This window comes from Lacinutrix sp., assembly GCF_023299985.1.
Classification (GTDB): Bacteria; Bacteroidota; Bacteroidia; order Flavobacteriales; family Flavobacteriaceae; genus Lacinutrix.
On record NZ_JALZVX010000184.1, the window covers coordinates 1 to 19,709 of the forward strand.

At 29.4% G+C, this 19,709-nt stretch carries 21 protein-coding genes and 1 pseudogene; 13 read left to right on the forward strand and 9 right to left on the reverse strand.

The genetic code is table 11. From position 1 onward, the window contains the following. Both Q0C58_RS09810 and Q0C58_RS09815 read right to left on the reverse strand, forming a co-directional pair. Nucleotides 1–553, reverse strand: a pseudogene (locus tag Q0C58_RS09810) (aspartate kinase); the annotation flags it as partial. Continuing rightward, nucleotides 553–1,032 (reverse strand): GNAT family N-acetyltransferase, encoded by a 480-nt coding sequence (locus tag Q0C58_RS09815; protein ID WP_290700726.1) that lies wholly within the window; start codon nucleotides 1,030–1,032, stop codon nucleotides 553–555. The pseudogene Q0C58_RS09810 and the gene Q0C58_RS09815, both read right to left, overlap by 1 nt. A gap of 121 nt (nucleotides 1,033–1,153) precedes the next feature. On the opposite strand from Q0C58_RS09815, the gene fbp reads away from it, so the two are divergent. The 6 genes from fbp (at nucleotide 1,154) to Q0C58_RS09845 (ending at nucleotide 7,135) form a co-directional block, all read left to right on the forward strand. Beyond that, nucleotides 1,154–2,158 carry a class 1 fructose-bisphosphatase gene (gene fbp / locus Q0C58_RS09820; RefSeq protein ID WP_290700729.1) on the forward strand — a complete coding sequence of 335 codons (1,005 nt, stop codon included), beginning with the start codon at nucleotides 1,154–1,156 and terminating at the stop codon, nucleotides 2,156–2,158. A gap of 62 nt (nucleotides 2,159–2,220) precedes the next feature. Next, the gene (locus Q0C58_RS09825) at nucleotides 2,221–2,574 is read left to right on the forward strand and encodes a fructose 1,6-bisphosphatase (RefSeq protein WP_290700732.1); all 354 of its coding nucleotides are present in this window, start codon (nucleotides 2,221–2,223) and stop codon (nucleotides 2,572–2,574) included. A 15-nt stretch (nucleotides 2,575–2,589) separates the two neighbouring features. Beyond that, a complete protein-coding gene (locus Q0C58_RS09830; protein ID WP_290700735.1) occupies nucleotides 2,590–3,396 on the forward strand; it encodes a cell envelope biogenesis protein OmpA in 807 nt (268 codons plus the stop codon). 101 nt (nucleotides 3,397–3,497) lie between these two features. Next, nucleotides 3,498–3,992, forward strand: coding sequence for a Rab family GTPase (locus Q0C58_RS09835; protein ID WP_290700738.1), 495 nt, complete (start codon nucleotides 3,498–3,500; stop codon nucleotides 3,990–3,992). A gap of 19 nt (nucleotides 3,993–4,011) precedes the next feature. Continuing rightward, nucleotides 4,012–5,535 (forward strand): ATP-binding protein, encoded by a 1,524-nt coding sequence (locus tag Q0C58_RS09840; RefSeq protein WP_290700741.1) that lies wholly within the window; start codon nucleotides 4,012–4,014, stop codon nucleotides 5,533–5,535. A gap of 70 nt (nucleotides 5,536–5,605) precedes the next feature. Continuing rightward, nucleotides 5,606–7,135 carry an ATP-binding protein gene (locus tag Q0C58_RS09845; protein WP_290700744.1) on the forward strand — a complete coding sequence of 510 codons (1,530 nt, stop codon included), beginning with the start codon at nucleotides 5,606–5,608 and terminating at the stop codon, nucleotides 7,133–7,135. 32 nt (nucleotides 7,136–7,167) lie between these two features. Here Q0C58_RS09845 and Q0C58_RS09850 read toward each other — a convergent pair whose 3' ends face one another. The 3 genes from Q0C58_RS09850 to Q0C58_RS09860 all read right to left on the reverse strand — a co-directional run bounded on the left by Q0C58_RS09850 (nucleotide 7,168) and on the right by Q0C58_RS09860 (nucleotide 10,122). Next, nucleotides 7,168–7,599, reverse strand: a complete 432-nt coding sequence (locus Q0C58_RS09850) for a TerB family tellurite resistance protein (RefSeq protein WP_290700747.1) — start codon at nucleotides 7,597–7,599, stop codon at nucleotides 7,168–7,170. A gap of 431 nt (nucleotides 7,600–8,030) precedes the next feature. Further along, the gene (locus Q0C58_RS09855) at nucleotides 8,031–8,672 is read right to left on the reverse strand and encodes a hypothetical protein (protein ID WP_290700750.1); all 642 of its coding nucleotides are present in this window, start codon (nucleotides 8,670–8,672) and stop codon (nucleotides 8,031–8,033) included. Further along, nucleotides 8,629–10,122, reverse strand: coding sequence for a hypothetical protein (locus Q0C58_RS09860; protein ID WP_290700753.1), 1,494 nt, complete (start codon nucleotides 10,120–10,122; stop codon nucleotides 8,629–8,631). Before Q0C58_RS09860 ends, Q0C58_RS09855 begins: the two co-directional genes overlap by 44 nt. Nucleotides 10,123–10,258: 136 nt before the next feature. Between Q0C58_RS09860 and Q0C58_RS09865 the strand changes: the two genes are divergently transcribed. From Q0C58_RS09865 to Q0C58_RS09875, 3 genes are all read left to right on the forward strand, one after another. Then, nucleotides 10,259–10,612 carry a helix-turn-helix transcriptional regulator gene (locus Q0C58_RS09865; RefSeq protein WP_290700756.1) on the forward strand — a complete coding sequence of 118 codons (354 nt, stop codon included), beginning with the start codon at nucleotides 10,259–10,261 and terminating at the stop codon, nucleotides 10,610–10,612. 63 nt (nucleotides 10,613–10,675) lie between these two features. Continuing rightward, on the forward strand, nucleotides 10,676–14,023 hold the full coding sequence (gene mfd, locus Q0C58_RS09870) for a transcription-repair coupling factor (protein WP_290700759.1): 3,348 nt from the start codon (nucleotides 10,676–10,678) through the stop codon (nucleotides 14,021–14,023). Nucleotides 14,024–14,074: 51 nt separating this feature from the next. Next, on the forward strand, nucleotides 14,075–15,445 hold the full coding sequence (locus Q0C58_RS09875; RefSeq protein ID WP_290700762.1) for a TlpA disulfide reductase family protein: 1,371 nt from the start codon (nucleotides 14,075–14,077) through the stop codon (nucleotides 15,443–15,445). A gap of 81 nt (nucleotides 15,446–15,526) precedes the next feature. Here Q0C58_RS09875 and Q0C58_RS09880 read toward each other — a convergent pair whose 3' ends face one another. The 4 genes from Q0C58_RS09880 to Q0C58_RS09895 are packed head-to-tail and all read right to left on the reverse strand — an operon-like array spanning nucleotide 15,527 to nucleotide 17,353. Then, nucleotides 15,527–15,733: a helix-turn-helix transcriptional regulator gene (locus Q0C58_RS09880; protein ID WP_290700765.1), complete on the reverse strand. Its 207-nt coding sequence runs from the start codon at nucleotides 15,731–15,733 to the stop codon at nucleotides 15,527–15,529. A gap of 2 nt (nucleotides 15,734–15,735) precedes the next feature. Continuing rightward, nucleotides 15,736–16,356 carry a DUF2975 domain-containing protein gene (locus Q0C58_RS09885; RefSeq protein ID WP_290700768.1) on the reverse strand — a complete coding sequence of 207 codons (621 nt, stop codon included), beginning with the start codon at nucleotides 16,354–16,356 and terminating at the stop codon, nucleotides 15,736–15,738. Between the two features lie 2 nt (nucleotides 16,357–16,358). Further along, a complete protein-coding gene (locus Q0C58_RS09890; RefSeq protein WP_290700771.1) occupies nucleotides 16,359–16,841 on the reverse strand; it encodes a hypothetical protein in 483 nt (160 codons plus the stop codon). A gap of 2 nt (nucleotides 16,842–16,843) precedes the next feature. Then, nucleotides 16,844–17,353, reverse strand: coding sequence for a DUF2975 domain-containing protein (locus Q0C58_RS09895; RefSeq protein WP_290700774.1), 510 nt, complete (start codon nucleotides 17,351–17,353; stop codon nucleotides 16,844–16,846). Between the two features lie 151 nt (nucleotides 17,354–17,504). Between Q0C58_RS09895 and Q0C58_RS09900 the strand changes: the two genes are divergently transcribed. The 4 genes from Q0C58_RS09900 to Q0C58_RS09915 form a co-directional block, all read left to right on the forward strand. Then, entirely contained in the window at nucleotides 17,505–18,038 is a 534-nt protein-coding gene (locus tag Q0C58_RS09900; RefSeq protein WP_290700776.1) for a hypothetical protein, read from the forward strand. A gap of 7 nt (nucleotides 18,039–18,045) precedes the next feature. After that, a complete protein-coding gene (locus Q0C58_RS09905; RefSeq protein ID WP_290700779.1) occupies nucleotides 18,046–19,179 on the forward strand; it encodes a pyridoxal phosphate-dependent aminotransferase family protein in 1,134 nt (377 codons plus the stop codon). Between the two features lie 14 nt (nucleotides 19,180–19,193). Further along, nucleotides 19,194–19,571 carry a DUF2007 domain-containing protein gene (locus Q0C58_RS09910; protein ID WP_290700781.1) on the forward strand — a complete coding sequence of 126 codons (378 nt, stop codon included), beginning with the start codon at nucleotides 19,194–19,196 and terminating at the stop codon, nucleotides 19,569–19,571. Next, a partial coding sequence (locus tag Q0C58_RS09915; RefSeq protein ID WP_290700783.1) for an AAA family ATPase occupies nucleotides 19,572–19,709 on the forward strand: 138 nt, incomplete at its 3' end.

The following is a 19,709-nucleotide window of genomic DNA, read 5'->3' on the forward strand; positions in this document are numbered from 1 at the left end:
CTAAAAAACCTTGAGTAATATATAGGGTTGTTGTTTTTAGTTTTTCGGTTATTGTTGTTTGGGTAGTATCCCAATTTACATTTGCACGACGGTAATAATCGTCTGTTTTTATGCATTGTCTAACATCTAACCATGTATTGGTTAAATGCATTTGATTTAAATAATGACTAATAATAGTTGTAGAGACAAGTTCTCCATATCCAATAACTTGGTCGTAAATAAAATTATAATTAGGCGATTTGTTACTTTTAAAAAACTGTAATAATTCATTAAAAAGTTTTTCTACAGTAACAAAAACAGTATGTTGTTGGTTTTCAAACAAATTTATCATAATCTCTTTATGATAGTTTTTTATTGTTTCTAACTCGGCTTTAAATGTATTACTCTCATTTAAATACTTATCTATTACGGTTTCTAACGCGTTTGTAGTTTTTCCCATTGCAGATACTACAATAAGCGTATTTTTGTGTCCTACTTTTTCAAGTACTTTTACAACATTCTTTACTCCATTAGCATCTTTAACAGAAGCGCCTCCAAACTTAAATACTCTCACTATATATTGTTTAAATAATTTTTAATCCCGTTTTCATTTAAATGTACAACATCCCAATCACGTTTTACATCTGCTCCTTTTTGTTCGTAAAAATTAATTGCTGGTTCGTTCCAATCTAAAACCTCCCAACTTATACGTTTTACACCTATTTTATTTCCATGTTTTACAACTTTATTTAATAGCGCAGAACCTAATCCGCTTCCTCGCATATTCTCTTTTACAATTAAATCTTCAAGATGAAGCACCTCTCCTTTCCATGTAGAATAGCGTTTATATACTAATGCTACACCAACAATTTCTGAGTCTGTTTCTGCAACAAAACATGTAAATTTTGGTTGTTTACCATAACCATCTTCTTCAAGATTATTAATAGTAACCTCAACTGCATCTGGCTCTTTTTCAAAAACAGCAAGCTCTATGATTAGGTCATGAACGCTTTTCATATCTTTTTTTGTGGCTAGGCGTATGGTGTTTTTCATCTTTAAAACTTTTGGAAATCAAATATAGCTTAAAGTAAAATAACGAAACATATTTACCTTTACGAAAACCTTATAGTTTGTTAAAAAGTACGATATTAGCAAAAAATAGAAAGCTAAAATCATGTCAAGAAAGAACCAAACTCTGGGAGAATTTATTATAGAAAATCAATCTTCTTTTAAATACACATCTGGCGAATTATCTAGATTAATAAACTCTATTCGTCTGGCTGCAAAAGTGGTAAACCATGAAGTAAATAAAGCTGGTTTAGTAGATATTCTTGGAGCTGCTGGAGACACCAATATTCAAGGAGAAGACCAACAGAAACTTGATGTTTATGCAAACGAAAAATTTATCCAAACCTTAACCAATAGAAACATTGTTTGTGGTATAGCTAGTGAGGAAGAAGACGATTTTATTTCTATAAACAGCCAAGACGAGAATAACCAAAATAAATATGTTGTACTAATAGACCCTTTGGATGGCTCTAGTAATATTGATGTTAATGTATCTGTGGGAACTATTTTTTCAATTTACAGGCGTGTAACTCCTGTTGGAACTCCTGTAACTATAGAAGATTTTCTTCAAAAAGGGAACCAACAAGTTGCAGCTGGCTATGTTGTTTATGGCACTTCTACAATGCTGGTTTATACCACTGGAGATGGTGTAAATGGATTTACACTAAATCCTGCTTTAGGAACGCTTTATTTATCGCATCCAAACATGCAATTTCCTGAAGATGGTAACATTTACTCTGTAAACGAAGGTAATTACACTCATTTCCCACAAGGTGTAAAAAATTATATAAAATATTGCCAAAAGGAAGAAGACAACAGACCTTATACTTCTAGGTATATAGGTTCTTTGGTTTCAGATTTCCATAGAAACATGATTAAAGGAGGTATTTATATGTACCCAAAAAGTTCTAAAAATTCTGATGGTAAATTACGCTTACTTTACGAATGTAATCCAATGGCTTACATAGCAGAACAAGCTAATGGAAAAGCGAGTGATGGATTTACTCGTATTTTAGATATAGAGCCAACAGAGTTACACCAACGCGTTCCTTTTTTCTGTGGTAGTAAAAATATGGTAGAAAAAGCAGAAGAATTTATGCAAAAATCTTAATACATACTAGTTTTCATATAAATTTGCTACATTTGTGTAGTAATACAACCTTTAAAATAACAATGTCAAAAAACGCTAATTCAAACTCAAAAGATACTAATATTCAAGATTCTAGTTCTAAAATTGATGCTATAAAACAACTTATATTTGGCGATAATATTGTTGAATACAATCACGAATTTGACGCTGTAAAACAGGACATTCTTAAAAAGAAAAACGAGCTAGAGCATTTAATTGATGATATTAAAGCACAATTGCTTCAAAATATCGATAACATGAGTACCGATATTAATATTAGAATTACTGATCTTGAAAACAGTATTAATGAAAAGACAGAAGCTTTAGACGATAAAAAAGTAGACCGTAAACTTTTAGGAGATTTACTAATTAAACTTGGTGAGAAAATAAATAACTAATTTGATTCTCGCACCATGAATCAAGACGAAAAACTTTCGATTTTAAAAGACATCTTACTAACAGATGAGCGCGAATATGCCAAAAAAGTTGAAGAGAAATTAAAGATTGTTGAAGAAGTAATTAATAAGCAAAAACAACTATCTGAGCGTGTAGATCCTATTATAGACAAAAAACTTAATGCTTTTGTTGTTAAAATGCCTGATACCTTAGGACCCACTATTACTGAAGCTTTAAAAAACGAAATTAAAAACTCTCAGGACGCTGTTGTTGAAGCTTTATTTCCAATAATTGGGAAAATGATAAAAAAATATGTTCAGCAAGAAATGCGAATTCTGTCTGAACAAATAAACGCTAAAATGAGTAATGCATTTTCGTTTAAAGGTTTAGGGCGTAAATTTAAATCTAAAAAAACAGGTGTTAGCGAAGGAGATTTAGTAATTCAAGAACTTACGCAGCCCATGGTTGAACAAATTATGGTTATTGAAAAAGGTTCTGGTATAATAATTTCAGAATTTTCTAAAACTCAAACTATAGATGAGGATATGGTTTCTGGAATGCTAACAGCTATTAAAAGCTTTGCTGAAGACGCTTTTGATAAAAATAACCAAGAATTACAATATATAGAATACGACACTTTTCATATACATTTACAAAACTTCTCTGCATATTATATTGCAGTAATTATTTCTGGGCCTTACAATGTTATTTTTAAAAGTGAGCTAGAAGATAAACTTTTAGATTTTGCTCAAAATCATATTAATAAAGAGGATGTAAAGAACAAGGATTCTTTTTCTGAAAAATTAAAACTATATTTTCAATAATAAAACTAAATAAAAGCGATTAAACTGTTTGTCTTTTGCTACTTTCGTTATGTTTTATTTTAACTCTTTTTTAATTAAAAAATTAAAGTTATATTCCCAATATGAAAGTCTCAAAAAAAATAGTTTTGTTAGGTCATTTTGGTGTTGGTAAATCATCACTAATAAGGCGTTTTGTAGATAACACCTTTTCTGAAGATTACAAAGTAACTATTGGTGTACATATTTTTAAAAAAAATGTTGCAATTCCTGAAAAGGGCACTGATGTTTCTCTGGTAATATGGGATTTAGAAGGTAATGACGATATTAATAATACGAGACTATCTTACCTATTAGGAACGCACGCATTTATTTATGTGTACGATGTTACAAGACCTGCAACTTACGAGAATTTAGAGAATGAGTTAAATTTTCTAAAAGAAAAACAAAAAGATACACCTATAACTGTTGTTGGCAACAAAGAAGATTTAGTTACTAAATCTTATTTAAAGCAGAACAACGATAATTTTGGTGATTTAACGGATTTTTATGTCAGTGCGAAGTTAGGAAGTAAAGTTGATGCGCTTTTTTCTAATTTAGCTGAAGCGCTTATTAAATAAGCATAAATCCAAATGTACCATGCTACAAGAATATAAGAAAAAATACGCAAAAGCAGTACTTCAATATTTAATAATAGATTTTAACGCAAACGTCTTGGAATCTGACAACGCATTGTTTCCAAATTTAAAAAATAAGCATATTGGAGATATTCATCCTTTCTTTGAATCTATAGTACCACTATTAGTTAAAGAAGAAAACGAAACTATCTTTTCTTGTATTCATCTTAATGTAGAAAATAGAGTTATTACTTCAGATATTATTTTACAAACATTTAATGATAATAAAAATCCATTATTAATAATTCATGATTTAACATCGCATTACAAAAATTATCAAACTACAGCACAAGTAAGAAACGAGTCCGTAATCAACTCACAAATACTAGAACTAAAAAATACTTATTTAAAAGAAAAAGAAGCATTTAAAAATACTTTTATAGCAAATTTTAGTCATGAACTGCGCGATCCTTTAACTGGTATTTTAACCTTTACAGATATATTAAGCAAAACTAGTTTAGACTTAGAACAAAAAGATTACGTACAAATACTAAACTCTACATCGAGCTTTTTAAAAAAAATGATTGATGATATTCTTGATATTTCTAAAATTGAATCTGGAAATTTAGAATTATCTATTGAACCTTTTAATTTTTTGAAATTATTAAATGAAATTAAATTTAATTACAAAATTAAAGCAGAACAAAAAGGCCTTGATTTTAAACATAATTTTGACGAGAGGTTACCTGAAATTGTAGGAGGAGATGCTAAAAGACTAAGGCAAGTTCTAACAAATTTATTAGACAATGCAGTAAAATTTACCGATAATGGTAGTATAAACTTTAATGTATCTTTAAACCAATTAAGAGCACAAAAAGCAAGTATTCACTTTGAAGTAGTAGATACTGGAATAGGCATAAAAGAGGAAAATATTAAAGATATATTTACCAGTTTTACCCAAGTAAGTGGAAATGATGCTTATAAAGGTCCAGGACTAGGTCTTGCCATTGTAAAATACTTAGTTGAGCTTACTAATAGTAAAATAAGTGTAACCTCAGACTACCAAAAAGGCTCTACTTTTTCTACAAATATTAACTTTAAAGCTAATGCTTCGTTAACTATTAGTGAAACAGAAAGCAATAAAACTATAGCGTTTGATGCCTCTAAAAAATACAATATACTATTGGTTGATAATTCTGAAATAACACAACTTTCTGTATTAAAAATTCTAGCATCCCAAGGTCAGTTTTTTCTTGATATTGCTACAAAACCAGAAGAAGTTCTTTCAAGGATATCTAACTTTGATAATGAAGTGGATTTAGTGTTAATGGATATAAGTCTTAAAGAACACAGAGGAGATGAAATTGCCAAACAAATTAGAAAGTTACCAGAACGTCATCAAAGAAAAGTACCAATTGTAGCAGTAACAGCCAAAGTTTTTAAAGAAGATTTAAAAACTTACAAAAAAGCAGGAATTAACGATGTCTTAAAAAAGCCTTTTAACGAAAATCAATTATTAGAAATAATTGCTAAGAATTTAAAGTAGCAAAAAAAATCTCTGCCTAGTATTTTAAAATACTGTATTTTAGCTTTAGTAAAATTTTATTCCTTACTTAATGCTAGATAGCTACGATAACTCTTTTAAAGAGACCACTAACCAAATACTTTTAATTAGCGACAAAGCAATTATTATTGATACAGAATCGCTGCTTTTTAAAGATTGTATTGGTAAGCATATAAAAAGTTTACATCCTTTTTTTAATAGTATTGTTGACTTATTACCTAAAAAAAACGAGACCTTTAATTTTGATTGTGTTAATCTAGAACTTGACAATTGCACCTATACTATAGATGCAATTTTGCATAATAATGGATTAAACGAACCTTCGGTTTTTATTTTTCAAGAGTTAACTAAACAATATGTATTATACCAAAAAGCTGCTCAAAGAAAAAATCTAGCAGAAATTAAATCTCAACTACTTGATTATAATAATGTAAACTTACTAGAAAAAGAAGCATTTAAAAATAGTTTTATCGCAAATTTTAGTCATGAAATTAAAATGCCTGTTAGTACTATTAATGGTTTTGTTACGCTTTTAGAAAATACAAATTTAGAGCAATCTCAACGTTATAACCTTAATGTTATTAAAAACACTAATGACAAGTTAAAAACAATGATTAACGATATTATTGATATCTCTAAAATTGAAACTGGTCGTTTTAATATTCTTCCTATTCGTTATAACATATTAGAAGAATTAAATATAATTATTGAAATATATTCTCAAAAATGTAAAGAAAAAGGATTAACATTAAATTACACTATTGATCCAGAATGTCCTAAATACATAATTGCAGATAAATATAGACTTGCTCAGATTGTAAATAATCTTATTGGTAACGCTATTAAATTTACGCCAAGTGGAACCATAGAATTAACAGCAAATTGTATTACTAAAAATAACGACTCAGCCACATTACAATTTAGCGTAAAAGACACAGGAGTAGGAATAGATAGTACACAAATAGACTCTATTTTTAACGGTTTTTACCAAATTTCTAATAACATTATTAACAATGGTAATGGACTAGGTCTTGCCATTACAAAAGAACTCGTTCAAGCTTTAGATGGTGAAATAAATGTAGAAAGTAAAATTGGAGAAGGCAGTACTTTTTCGGTTACTTTAAATTTTAAAATAGCGCCAAATCAAGAAGAAGATAAAGTAGTAACTAAGACCTCTAAAATAACTGCCAATAACGACATTAAAATTTTACTTGCCGAACCCTTAAAGAGCAATCAAGCAAAACTAGTAGAAATTATTAGTAAAATAAAAAATAGTGATATTGTAGTTGTAGAAAATGGAGATCAAGTTGTAGAAGAACTTCACAAAACCGCCTTTAATTTGGTAATATTGAATATAAAAATGCCTATTATGGATGGCTTACATACAGCACGTTTTATAAGGCAGTCAGACTTTAAGCTAATAAACAAAATACCAATTGTAATTGTAAGTAATAATCCTACTGCAGCAGAAGAGCACCATTGCAAACAAAAGAGAATTAACAGTTATATTGGTAAACCTTTTAATCAAGATGAAATTATAAGAAAACTTAAATATATTATAAAAAAAAGCAAGCTTGATTAAGCTTGCTTTTTAATTATTTTTACAGCTATAAATTACCTGTTCATTTTCTTTATTTCTTCAATAAAAGTATCCAAATCTACACCATTACTAACTAAGGTTAACGCTTTATCTACAACGTATTTTACGTTATCAGGATTAAAACCTAAACCAACAGCTATTTTTCTAAGTAATATTTCTTCGTGATCACCTTTTATATGGTCTACATAGACCATTCTAGATAAATCAAACAAACGTTCTAAACGTTTATCGTAAGATGTAGGTGGATTAATTGGGTGCGATTGATAATCTTTTAAAATTATTTTATAATCGTTCTCTCCAATATCCAGATTACGCGCTAAACGATCTAAAAACGTTTTTTCTTCATCTGTTATAATTCCATCGTCCATTGCCACTCTTACAATTGCTGCAAAATGGTCCTCGTTACGCTTTTTAAATCCGCTATCAAATAAATCTGAAAATGACATATATTTTTTATTATTTTAGAGCGCCAAAGATAGTTAATCTTCAAATATTTTAAAATTAAAAACTTCTTTTTTTGAGCATTACCTCGTAAAACGAGGTCGCACTTTCCGCTATATCTTTTTTTGCCATTTATGGCAGCAAAAAAAAGGATACCAAACAATCACTAATACATTTGCCAATGGTTAGTGCTTAAAACAAAGTTATGGTTAAATAAGACTTAAATTATTCTAGTGTTCCTTTAAAAATTTCATTTTGAGTATAATATAAAACCACAAAAATTCCATTTTAAAATTACACAAGCTCTATATTCTCCGTTTTTAAAATCGCTAATAGTATTTACATAAACACTAGTTAATTAGAAATCAATACCTCTTACATTGGTAACACGTTCTACAATAAAATATAGCTAAGTATTAAAAAGATATTAGGTTTTTTATATAAAATTATTACTTTGTTTAAATACAATTTCCCATTTATTATCGATTTTTTCTAATAAGTATATGTATTCTATGTAGTAATTAAGTGTTTCTCTTGTATAAATTATAGCTTTGGTTTTAGAACCATTAAAAACTGGTTTAGAAACTCTAAGGTTGCTTTTTATTATCGTAGTATCTTCTGGGTTAACATTATACATTGTTTTTTTAAAGTTCCATTTAAAAGAGCTAAAACCATAATTAAAAGTATCTTTTAAAAAAAACTCTGCTTTTTTATTAATTCCTTTACCGTTATTTAAGTAGTCGTCTCTAGCTATAGGTTTGTATATAATTGTGTCCAATTGAACAAAAGAACTATCTTTTTCTATAATAATCTCACGATTTTTTTTCGAAAACCCGTGGAACTCTTCTTTTATATTTCTAATTCTAAAAAACTTTTTAATTCTCTTATTATCCGAAATATTTTGAATATATACTGAATCCTTTTTTAAATAATTACGTTCTTTTAATATAAAATTAAGCAAAACTTTATCATCATTAACTACTTCTGTTTTGCAAGAATAGAGTGTTACTACTAATAATAAAAGGATTAATAATCTAGCAGTCATCTCCTTGCGCGTTTGTTGTGTTATCTTGTTCATTTACATTTATGGTATTAAGCCCTTCTGCAGTATTATTTCCTGTGTCTATTAATGGCATTGCAGGTGTGTTATAAAAAGAACCGTTTGTTAAATCTTTGCAATATTGATTAGTTATATTATCCATACCTACGTGTTGAGAATATTTAAATAGTGAATATGCCATTGTGCCAAGTAAATCTACCATTGCTATATGCATTGCATCATTTAAAGCTTCTCCATTATCGATATTTCTATTAGCTAAAAAAGTTTCCATTGCTGTATTTAAAGCAGTGTAATTTGGATAGTTTGTCAGTAAGTTTCCATGCAAATAATCATACATTAATTTAGCATGTACCATCTCATGTATTAAAACCATTGCTATATGTAGTTTAGTAGGATTGTTATCTAAATATGAGTCTGATAATGTTATAGTTATTTTATAAGTGCCACTTGCTATATTTACATCTGTATCAAAACTTGTTACAGCATCTGCATTATCTGGAACGTTATCAAGATTTCTGAATACTAAATCTACATCTTCGTCATAACCGAAAAGGTCTCTTAGTTGATTTATTAGAAGTCCATTAGTTCCTTGACTATTAGAAGTTCCCATAATCTCATTTTTAATAATATTTTTAGCGCAATCATTATTAAGTAGATTATACGAAACTATATCATCCTCTTCAAGTTCTAGACATTCTGGACAAAGTACTGGACTTGTTGTAGGAGGAACATAAGTTCCACCACTTCCTCCATTTAGGTTGCCACCACTTGAGTTACCAGTAGGACCGCTTGTACCTTGTGTTGAACCACCACCAGAACCACAATCTATTTCACCAGATGTTAAAACCCAACCACCACTAGTAGCCATTTGGTTGGCGTTGCCCCAAAAATCGCATTCTCCACCATCTGTATAGTCGTGTTGTCCACTTGCACAAGAGCTACCTTGTTCCCAATCATAAGAAAAAACTGTACAAGTTTCAGAACTAGCATCTTCTTTATTAAATATAGAATCGGAAATGTCGTCTAACTCTACAAGAGTAATTTTGTCCTCAACATCTACAATTTGTTTATTAATTAAATTATCTTTTTCAGTGTTTGTTATATTATATTGTACCAAAGAGACTTTAAAAGTACTATCTGCTTGCTCTTCTAAAAGTAAGTTTTCTAATAAACCATTATCTTCAGTTCTATAAACACCAAACGTGTAATTTTTTAAGCCGTTGTTTTCTATTACTTTTGCATAACTAGTATTAATAGTAAAGTCGTAATCTGCATTATATACTGTTTTGTTAGCCTTATTTTTACTTACTTTTTTTTCTGCTTTATTAATAACACGCATTAAATTAGTATTCTTTTCTACGTCTTCTGTTCTAAGCACAGATATATTTACTTTAGAAGGCTCTATTAGTTTTGCATCTTCTTTATAAATTTCATCTTCTTTTTCACAGCCTGTTAAAAAATAGTGCAATCCCAAGGATTGTAAATGCAATTTTTAACGATTTTTTTAGTTTGTGGTTCATAATTTAAAAGTAATCAAACAAAGCACTAGATATAAGCATTAAAATGCTATTATTAAGCAATATATTAATATTATGACGATAGGCATGAAAATTAGACAGTTTAGACACCAAAAAGGAATTTCGCAAAACGAACTAGCAGATTTATTGAATGTTGCACAAACCACAATTTCTAATTTTGAAGCAGATAGGACTTTACCAGATATTGTCATGATAGATAAAATTGCTAAAGAATTAGATAAAGATGTCTCAGAATTTTTAGCGAATGATGCTGGTAGTTTTATTAACGAAGGACAAAAAGGTGGTGTTACTTTTCAAAACATAGGAACTGTTGATACTATTAATTCTATCTCAGATAAATTAATAGAACAATACGAAAAACGTCTAGAAGAAAAAGATGAGATTATATGTATGCTAAAAGAACAGGTTAAAAATAATTAATCTTTGTTATAACCATTTCTTAATTTTTATTAATATTATATTTGCCATCCAATACTACAACACGTGAGCAAATCTATAATCTCGCAAACTTATGCACAGTCTTTGCAACTGCAAGAACTGCAAACTGCTATTGCCCAAACGCAAGAAAAAAGAACTAAAACACATATAAAAGGTCTCGTTGGTTCTGCACTTTCATTTGTAATACACGAAAGTTTTAAAACTACACAAAAACCTTTTCTTATAGTATTTAACGATAAAGAAGAAGCCGCTTTTTATCTTAACGATCTAGAGCAACTTATAAACACAAAAGATGTTTTATTTTATCCAGGAAGTTACAGAAGACCTTACCAAATAGAAGAAACAGATAATGCAAATATTTTATTACGTGCCGAAGTTTTAAACCGAATAAACTCACGTAAAAAACCTGCAATAATTGTAACCTATCCAGATGCACTTTTCGAAAAAGTAGTCACTAGAAAAGAGTTAGAAAAAAATACATTAAAAATTAATGTTGGAGACAGTTTAAATATAGATTTTGTAAACGAAGTCCTTTTCGAGTACCAATTTAAACGTGTAGATTTTGTAACCGAACCTGGTGAGTTTTCGGTTAGAGGTGGTATTGTAGATGTGTTTTCTTTTAGTCATGATGAGCCATACAGAATAGAATTTTTTGGCGATGAAGTAGATAGTATTAGAACCTTCGATGTAGAAACACAACTCTCTAACGAGCAGATTAAAAAAATAGGCATTATTCCAAATGTTGAAAACAAGTTTTTAGACGAGTCTCGTGAGAGTTTCTTAAAATACATTGCTTCAAAAACTGTCGTTTTTACAAAAAATGTAGAAGTACTGTTTTCTAGAATAGACGACTTTTTCTCTAAGGCAGAAGAAGCCTTCAAAAACCTTTCAACGGAAGTAAAACATGCAGAGCCTGAAGAGTTGTTTTGTAATTCAACATTACTAAAAAGACAACTTTTAGAGTATAGCGTGGTAGAATTTGGTTCGGACTCCTGGCTAAAAACACAAGAAGAAATTCTATTTAACACCACACCACAACCTGCTTTTAATAAGCAATTTAACTTACTTATAGACAACCTAAATGAAAACCATAATAACGGTTTTACAAACTATATTGCTTGTGTAAGCCAGCAACAGGCCAAACGTTTTCATGACATTTTTGATGATACAGATCGTGATGTAAAATACCAAACCATAACTTTATCACTATTTCAAGGTTTTGTAGATCATGGCAATAAAATGGTGGTTTACACAGACCATCAAATATTTGAGCGTTACCATAAATTTCATCTTAAAAATGGCTACGCTAAAAAGCAAGCCATTACTTTAAAAGAACTTACTAATCTAGATATTGGAGATTATGTAACACATATAGATCATGGTATTGGTAAATTTGGTGGCTTACAAAAAATAGATGTCGAAGGCAAAAAACAAGAAGCTATAAAACTAGTTTATGGCGAACGCGATGTACTGTATTTAAGTATTCATTCTTTACATAAAATTACAAAGTTTAATGGTAAAGATGGCAAACCTCCAAAGGTTTACAAACTTGGTAGTAAGGCATGGAAAGTACTAAAAGAGAAAACTAAATCTCGCGTTAAGCACGTTGCTTTTAATTTAATAAAGCTCTATGCAAAGCGTAAGTTAGAAAAAGGCTTTCAATACAAACCAGATAGTTATTTACAACACGAACTAGAAGCTTCTTTTATTTACGAAGACACACCAGACCAAATAACAGCAACTGCAAATATTAAAGCAGATATGGAAAGCGAGCGACCAATGGATCGTTTAATTTGTGGAGATGTTGGTTTCGGTAAAACCGAAGTTGCCATTCGCGCTGCCTTTAAAGCTGTAGATAATGGTAAACAAGTCGCTATTTTAGTACCAACAACCATTTTAGCGTTTCAGCATAATAAAACCTTTACAGAGCGTTTAAAAGAGTTTCCTGTAACTGTAGATTACGTTAACCGTTTTCGTACTGCAAAGCAAAAAAAGGAGACTTTAGAGAAGCTAGAAAAAGGCCATGTAGATATTATTATTGGCACACACCAACTCGTAAATAAAAAAGTAAAATTTAAAGATTTAGGGCTTTTAATTGTTGATGAGGAGCAAAAATTTGGTGTCGCTGTAAAAGAAAAATTAAAAACCATAAAAGACAATGTGGATGTTTTAACCTTAACAGCTACTCCTATTCCAAGAACGCTTCAGTTTAGTTTAATGGCTGCACGAGATTTATCGGTAATTACAACACCTCCTCCAAATCGTTACCCTATAGAAAGCAACGTTATTCGTTTTAGCGAAGATGCTATTAGAGATGCTGTGAGTTACGAGATTCAGCGTGGTGGACAAGTATTCTTCATTCACAATAGAATAGAAAACATTAAGGAAGTTGCTGGCATGATCCAGCGTTTGGTTCCAGATGCCAAAGTTGGTGTTGGTCATGGACAAATGGAAGGTAAAAAACTAGAAACCTTAATGCTTTCTTTTATGGAAGGTGCTTTTGATGTTTTAGTAAGTACTACCATTATAGAAAGTGGTCTCGATGTGCCAAATGCGAACACTATTTTTATTAATAATGCTAATAATTTTGGACTAAGCGATTTGCACCAAATGCGCGGTCGTGTAGGTAGAAGTAACAAAAAAGCATTCTGTTATTTTATTACGCCTGAGTATTCTGCCATGACAGACGATGCCAGAAAACGTATTCAAGCCTTAGAGCAATTTACCGCTTTAGGTAGCGGTTTTAATATCGCAATGAAAGATTTAGAAATTAGAGGTGCTGGAGATTTATTAGGTGGTGAGCAAAGTGGTTTTATAAATGAAATAGGCTTTGATACCTACCAGAAAATATTAAATGAAGCCATTGAAGAACTTAAAGAAAATGAGTTTAAAGATTTGTATGATGAAGACCTTGAAAATAAAGAATACGTAAAAGATATGACCATCGATAGTGATTTAGAATTGCTATTCCCAGACGATTACGTTAATAATATAGCCGAAAGACTAAACCTATACACACAACTTAATAATTTTAAAACAGAACAAGAACTTGCCAAGTTTGAAACCGAATTGATAGATCGCTTTGGAGAGTTACCAACTCAAGTTGTAGATTTATTGAACAGCGTAAAACTAAAATGGATTGCTACTAAATTAGGAATCGAAAAAGTAATAATGAAGCAAGGTAAATTAATTGGTTACTTTATTAACGACCAACAAAGTAATTTTTACCAAAGTCCAAACTTTAACAAGCTTCTAAAATACGTACAGCAAAATCCTAGAGCTGGTAAAATGAAAGAAAAACAAACCAGAAATGGTTTGCGATTATTACTTACCTTTGAAAACATTAAAACTGTAGAGCAAGCGTTAGCAGTACTTAAACCAATTTTAAATTAAAAATTTATTTTTGGCAAAGTTTTTGCCTTAGTATATATAAAACCATTTACAATGACTAGAAAATTACTTTTTTTACTTGCCATATTACCTTCGGTATTGTTTGCGCAACATACAATAAAAGGCACTTTTACTCCAGCCGAAGATTTTAAGTTTGCTTTCTTATATCGTATTACAGCAGAAACTTCTTTGTTTGTAGCCAATGCAGATGTTACTAAAGAAGGCACTTTTGAAATTAAACTAGACGAAAACACCATTCCTGGAACTTATCGCTTAGTTTATGCACAACCTCAAGACCAATATAATTTCGATTTTTTTATTAGTAATAAAGAAGACATCGTTTTAGAATTCGATTCAGAACAAGGTTTAACTTTCAGCAAGTCTAACGAAAACAAACTATACAGTTCTTATAACCGAAGCATGGCTTTAGTAAACAAGAGCATTCGTAATTATTACAGTACAGGAAAAGAAGACAAAAAGGGCTACTCTAAAATTTTTAATATCCTTAAAGACACCCAAAGTGAGTTCGAAAAAGCATCGGAAGGCATGATTGCAAACAATTTTATAAAAGCTTGCAGACCATACATGCCAAATGGCTTGGAAGACGTTGCTACTTTTTCTAATAATATAAAATCTAACTATTTTTCTAATATCGATTTTGGGAATAAAACGCTTCAAGATTCAAACTTTTTAATTAAAACCACTATAGACTATGTTATTGGTTTTATAAACCCAAAAGATCCAGACGCTTCTTATAAAGAAAACATAGATACTGTTGTAAAGTATATTGGTAATAATTCAAAAATAAAAGGAATTCTTTTAGAGATTTTATGGAACCAATTTTCGGTAGAAAATAACGAAGTTGTTACAAATTATATTGGCTCTAAATACTTATTAAGTATTGCGCGTGCAAACAATGATAACGAGTTAGCTAATAGCATTATCTACTTTAAAAATGCATCTGTAGGTAATATAGGTCCAGATTTTAATATTGAAGTAAAAGATGAAAACGATAAAATAAAAGTGTCTAAACTAAGTAAATTAGAAGGTTCTAATAATTATTTATTATTCTTTTGGAGCACAACATGTTCTCATTGTTTAGACGAAATTCCAGTATTAAAAGAGTTTATTAAGTCTCAACAAAAAGAAGACATACAAGTTGTTGCCATAGCACTAGATAACGATTTATACCGTTGGAAAGATTTAACATACCAATATCCAGATTTTTTACATGTATTTGGTGAAGGAAAATGGGATAACCCAATTGGAGATCAATACAACGTAACAGGAACACCAAGTTATTTTGTACTAGACAAAGACAAAAAAATTATAGCTAAACCTGAAGATGTTAATGATTTTAAATCCTATTTTAAGACTTTAAATAAAGCTAAAAAAACAGATTTAGTACCTGTAGAAAAAGAATAGTTTACTTAAAAAATAGAATTACAAAAGCGAAGTATTATACTTCGCTTTTTTTGTGTTTAAAAAAGAATGTTATTATTAAAATTAACTTTTAGAGTATTCTAAAATATCACTAGGTTGGCAGTCTAAAGCCTCACAAATAGCTTCTAAAGTAGAAAATCTAACGGCTTTTGCTTTACCAGATTTTAATATAGATAAGTTAGCAGTTGTAATGCCAATAATTTCTGCAAGTTCTTTACTTTTCATTTTACGCTTGGTTAGCATAACGTCAAGGTTTACTAGTATTGGCATGGTTATATTGTTAGGTCGTTTTCTAACTTTAATTCTAGACCTCTTTTAAAAACTTGCTTTAAAACAAAGAAGAAAATAATAGCCAGTGGATAATAAGTTATAAAATCAAAAGTAACTTTTCTAGAAGTTATAAAATGTGGTGCTTCAGAATTTTCAAAAACTATGCTCATAGGGTTTTTATAGCCTTTAACAACAAAAATAAAAGCAAATAATACAAATAATAATCTAATTATATTATTTATTATTTTAATATTATTCTGAAAAAATAATTCAAAATCCTTTGTGTTTTTTAAAAATTTATTAAACAGAAATAGTATGAAAAAATAAATAGTAAAAGCTATAATTAGTGTCCATATAACACTAAATTTAGAATATGTATCTAGTTTTACATAATAGAACAATTTATTTGATACTTGCCATTCTTCATAAGTTTTAGGTGCTTTTTCTATATCAAATTTATATTCAAGGCTTCTTTCATTATTCACTATTAAATTCGAATACTTTTCTGGTGAAAACATCGAATGAAAATAAACGAATGCTAGTAAAAAAGCAATAGTTAATGAAATACCCATTAAAAATTTTAAAAAGTAAGATGCTATATTTAATTTGTTTTCAGTCGTCATAATTATATTGTTAGTTCGTTTTCTTGTTGAATTGTGTTTCCATTCGTAATAAAATCTGCAATAATTAATAGTCCAAATCCAATTAATAACAGTAAAATATCCGACATTATCACTGACACAAAATGTATTTCTCCTTTTGAATAAATAAGAAGTGTAACATCCCAAATCAAACTTAAAACACCCGAAATCAAGAATAATTTTCCTGCTACTTTAAATTTACCAGAACTATTTTTATTAAAAAAACCTTTTTTAATTGTAGTAAATAGTCCGTTTTGTATAAAAAAGAAAGACACAAATATTATTACAGAAAAAGCTAAACCAACAAATTGTGTATAATACCCAAAAATAAACTTATCATAAAATTCCTCACCAAAATCCATGAAATTAGGTGGATATAAAGTAAGATATATTGTCGTTAAAAAATGAATAATATAAACCACTATTAAACCGATAACAAACCAATGTAATATTTTTATTTTTTTCATAATTATATAGTTAATTTATTTTCCTCTTTAGCTACTTTACCAATTAAAAACACCTCACTTAACACCATAAAAAACAAGCCTAAACACACAATAAACAAATATGGAGTCATACCTAAATGGATTTCGAATTTCGATTCAAAAATTAATTTAATTAAGAAAAATAAAGCCGTAGCCAAAATTCCCGTTATCACTAGTAATTTTCCTATTTTTCTATAAGTTGCAATAACATAATCATGAAAAGGTTTGAGTTGTTGAAAATAGCGTAATGTTTTACGAAAGAGATAAAAACAATAAATACCTATTAATGTTACACTAGCTAATACCAGCACTGTTATTTTAACTGATAAGCCAGAATTAAGAATTTCAGTTTCCTCTATATCTAAAACAATTCCTGAAATTGTTGGATCTACAAATACATATACCGAAACAAATACTATTAAAAATAGTAACGGAATACAAGTAACAATCCAGATAAAATCTATCAAGGATTTTAGAATAATAAGCTTTCTCATTTTATATAATTATTGTTTTACGATAACAAATATATAAAAATTATTGATAAACAATAATAAATTATTAAAAAAAGATAAAATAGTTGTTTTAGACGGCACAGGTTTTAAAAACCTATGCCATCTTTACAAAACCTTTATTTATATTTGAACAATGGATAAAAAGCATATTATTGTTTCTGAAACACCAAGACCGTTTTGGCAGCTAATAATAGCTGCTCTATTTTTAACTTTTGCTGTTTTTGTAATTACATTGTTTATTTACCGTTTTAATTTAGATAATAAATATTTAAGAAGCTTAGCAAGAAATGGATTACCTATTATTGGTTTTCTTATTGCAGGAGGATTAAGTTTTTGTACTCAAAAACGTATTTATATAGATTTAGAAAATTCAAAATTTAAGCCTTCATTAGAAGTCGGTTTTGTAAAAATTGGCAAATGGAAAACTATTAATAATTACGAATATGTTTCTATTTTCTTTGATCCCTCTAAAAGTGAAACGGAAATGTTTGAAGTCAATTTATGGTACGATAGAAATAAACATTTTGAATTATATACACGAAATAATTTTGAAGACGCTGTTTCTGTTGGCTTTGATATTTCTAAAGCATTAAACATAGACTTATTAGATGCTACAATTCCAAATGATTTTAAATGGATTGATAAAGACGAATTAAAACAAAATTAGATTAAAAATGCTTCCTAAAAAACTTAAAAATAAATTAGACGCTCGCAAAACCGAAAATGCTTTGCGAACACTTGGTACGCAAAGTAATCTCATCGATTTCTCGTCTAACGACTATTTAGGTTTTTCAAAAAATGAAAACATTTTCAACGCAGCACATCACTATTTAAAAGAGCATAATAACACATTAAATGGAGCAACTGGTTCTCGCCTACTCTCTGGAAACCACAATTTATATACTACTGTAGAAAAACAACTTTGCAAATTTCACAATAGCGAAGCAGCTCTAATTTTTAATTCTGGTTACACTACTAATTTAGGTTTGTTTTCATCTGTACCACAAAAAGACGATATTATCTTTTATGATGCATTTATTCATGCTTCCATTAGAGATGGTATTAAAATGAGCAACGCAAAGGCTTATAAATTCGAGCATAATAACTTAGAAGATTTACAAAAATTATTATCTCGCCATTCTAAACTTGTTTCAGAATCTCAACATGAAATTTACATAGTCACAGAATCTGTTTTTTCAATGGATGGAGACAGTCCAGATCTAGAATCGCTTTCTAATGTATCAGAAAAATACAATTGCAACTTAATAATAGACGAAGCGCATGCTATTGGTTTATTTGGTAAAAACGGTCGTGGTTTAGCAAATTCCATTAAAACCTTTGCCAGAATTATAACCTTTGGCAAAGCACTTGGCTCTCATGGAGCAGCCATTTTATGTAGTGACGATTTAAAGCAATACCTCATCAATTTTTCTCGTCCGTTTATTTACACAACGGCTTTGCCACCTCATGCTTTAGCAACTATAAAATGTGCTTATGAGGCGCTTGAAAGCACTTCAGAAATAGAAAAACTTAAACAGAACATTTCATTTTTTAAATCTGAAATTAAAAGACTTCAGCTTGAAAATAAATTTATAAATAGTGATTCTGCAATACATTGTTGCGTAATTTCTGGAAATGAAACCATAAAAACTATTGCTCAAGATTTAGCAAAAGAAAACTTTAGCGTTAAACCTATTCTTTCGCCTACAGTTAAAAAAGGAGAGGAAAGATTACGCTTTTGCATTCATTCTTATAATACTAAAGCCGAAATCTCACAAGTTTTAAAGTTACTCACTACCTTTGTATAAAATGATTTCATTTTATGATAGATAATTACACACTACTAGCAACTTTCCCTTATTCTACAGAAGCACAAGTAACAAAATCTAAACTTGAAGCAGAAGGTCTTCGCGTTATGTTATTAGACGAAAAAACTATAGATTCTGATCCTTTAATTAGTCAAGCCATTGGAGGTGTTAAATTATTAGTTTATAATGACGATGCAACTGAAGCTCTTAAAATTTATAATAGAATACGAGTTTATGAAAAGGACAAAAATGGAGAAGATATTGTTTGTACAAACTGCAAATCGACAAAAATATTAATTGCAGATTTAACGCGAAAAAATATATTCTACATGTTGTTTCCTTTCTTTGAAAAAACAAGACACCGTTGTAATGTTTGTAATACCGTTTTTTAAATGAATATTTATTTTATAACAGGAATTTCAACCGAAGTTGGTAAAACAGTAGCCTCTGCAATTGTAACCGAAGCTTTAGAAGCAGATTATTGGAAACCTATTCAAGCTGGAGAACTTGATAATTGCGATACTAAAAAA

Coding starts and splice junctions, on each gene's coding strand:
- Q0C58_RS09885 (WP_290700768.1), bottom strand. CDS start 16,356: ATGACGACTGAAAACAAATTAAATATAGCATCTTACTTTTTAAAATTT.
- Q0C58_RS09895 (WP_290700774.1), bottom strand. CDS start 17,353: ATGAGAAAGCTTATTATTCTAAAATCCTTGATAGATTTTATCTGGATT.
- Q0C58_RS09865 (WP_290700756.1), top strand. CDS start 10,259: ATGAAAATTAGACAGTTTAGACACCAAAAAGGAATTTCGCAAAACGAA.
- Q0C58_RS09825 (WP_290700732.1), top strand. CDS start 2,221: ATGTCAAAAAACGCTAATTCAAACTCAAAAGATACTAATATTCAAGAT.
- Q0C58_RS09845 (WP_290700744.1), top strand. CDS start 5,606: ATGCTAGATAGCTACGATAACTCTTTTAAAGAGACCACTAACCAAATA.
- fbp (WP_290700729.1), top strand. CDS start 1,154: ATGTCAAGAAAGAACCAAACTCTGGGAGAATTTATTATAGAAAATCAA.
- Q0C58_RS09840 (WP_290700741.1), top strand. CDS start 4,012: ATGCTACAAGAATATAAGAAAAAATACGCAAAAGCAGTACTTCAATAT.
- Q0C58_RS09815 (WP_290700726.1), bottom strand. CDS start 1,032: ATGAAAAACACCATACGCCTAGCCACAAAAAAAGATATGAAAAGCGTT.
- Q0C58_RS09900 (WP_290700776.1), top strand. CDS start 17,505: ATGGATAAAAAGCATATTATTGTTTCTGAAACACCAAGACCGTTTTGG.
- Q0C58_RS09875 (WP_290700762.1), top strand. CDS start 14,075: ATGACTAGAAAATTACTTTTTTTACTTGCCATATTACCTTCGGTATTG.
- Q0C58_RS09905 (WP_290700779.1), top strand. CDS start 18,046: ATGCTTCCTAAAAAACTTAAAAATAAATTAGACGCTCGCAAAACCGAA.
- Q0C58_RS09850 (WP_290700747.1), bottom strand. CDS start 7,599: ATGTCATTTTCAGATTTATTTGATAGCGGATTTAAAAAGCGTAACGAG.
- Q0C58_RS09830 (WP_290700735.1), top strand. CDS start 2,590: ATGAATCAAGACGAAAAACTTTCGATTTTAAAAGACATCTTACTAACA.
- Q0C58_RS09890 (WP_290700771.1), bottom strand. CDS start 16,841: ATGAAAAAAATAAAAATATTACATTGGTTTGTTATCGGTTTAATAGTG.
- Q0C58_RS09910 (WP_290700781.1), top strand. CDS start 19,194: ATGATAGATAATTACACACTACTAGCAACTTTCCCTTATTCTACAGAA.
- Q0C58_RS09855 (WP_290700750.1), bottom strand. CDS start 8,672: ATGAACAAGATAACACAACAAACGCGCAAGGAGATGACTGCTAGATTA.
- Q0C58_RS09835 (WP_290700738.1), top strand. CDS start 3,498: ATGAAAGTCTCAAAAAAAATAGTTTTGTTAGGTCATTTTGGTGTTGGT.
- Q0C58_RS09880 (WP_290700765.1), bottom strand. CDS start 15,733: ATGCCAATACTAGTAAACCTTGACGTTATGCTAACCAAGCGTAAAATG.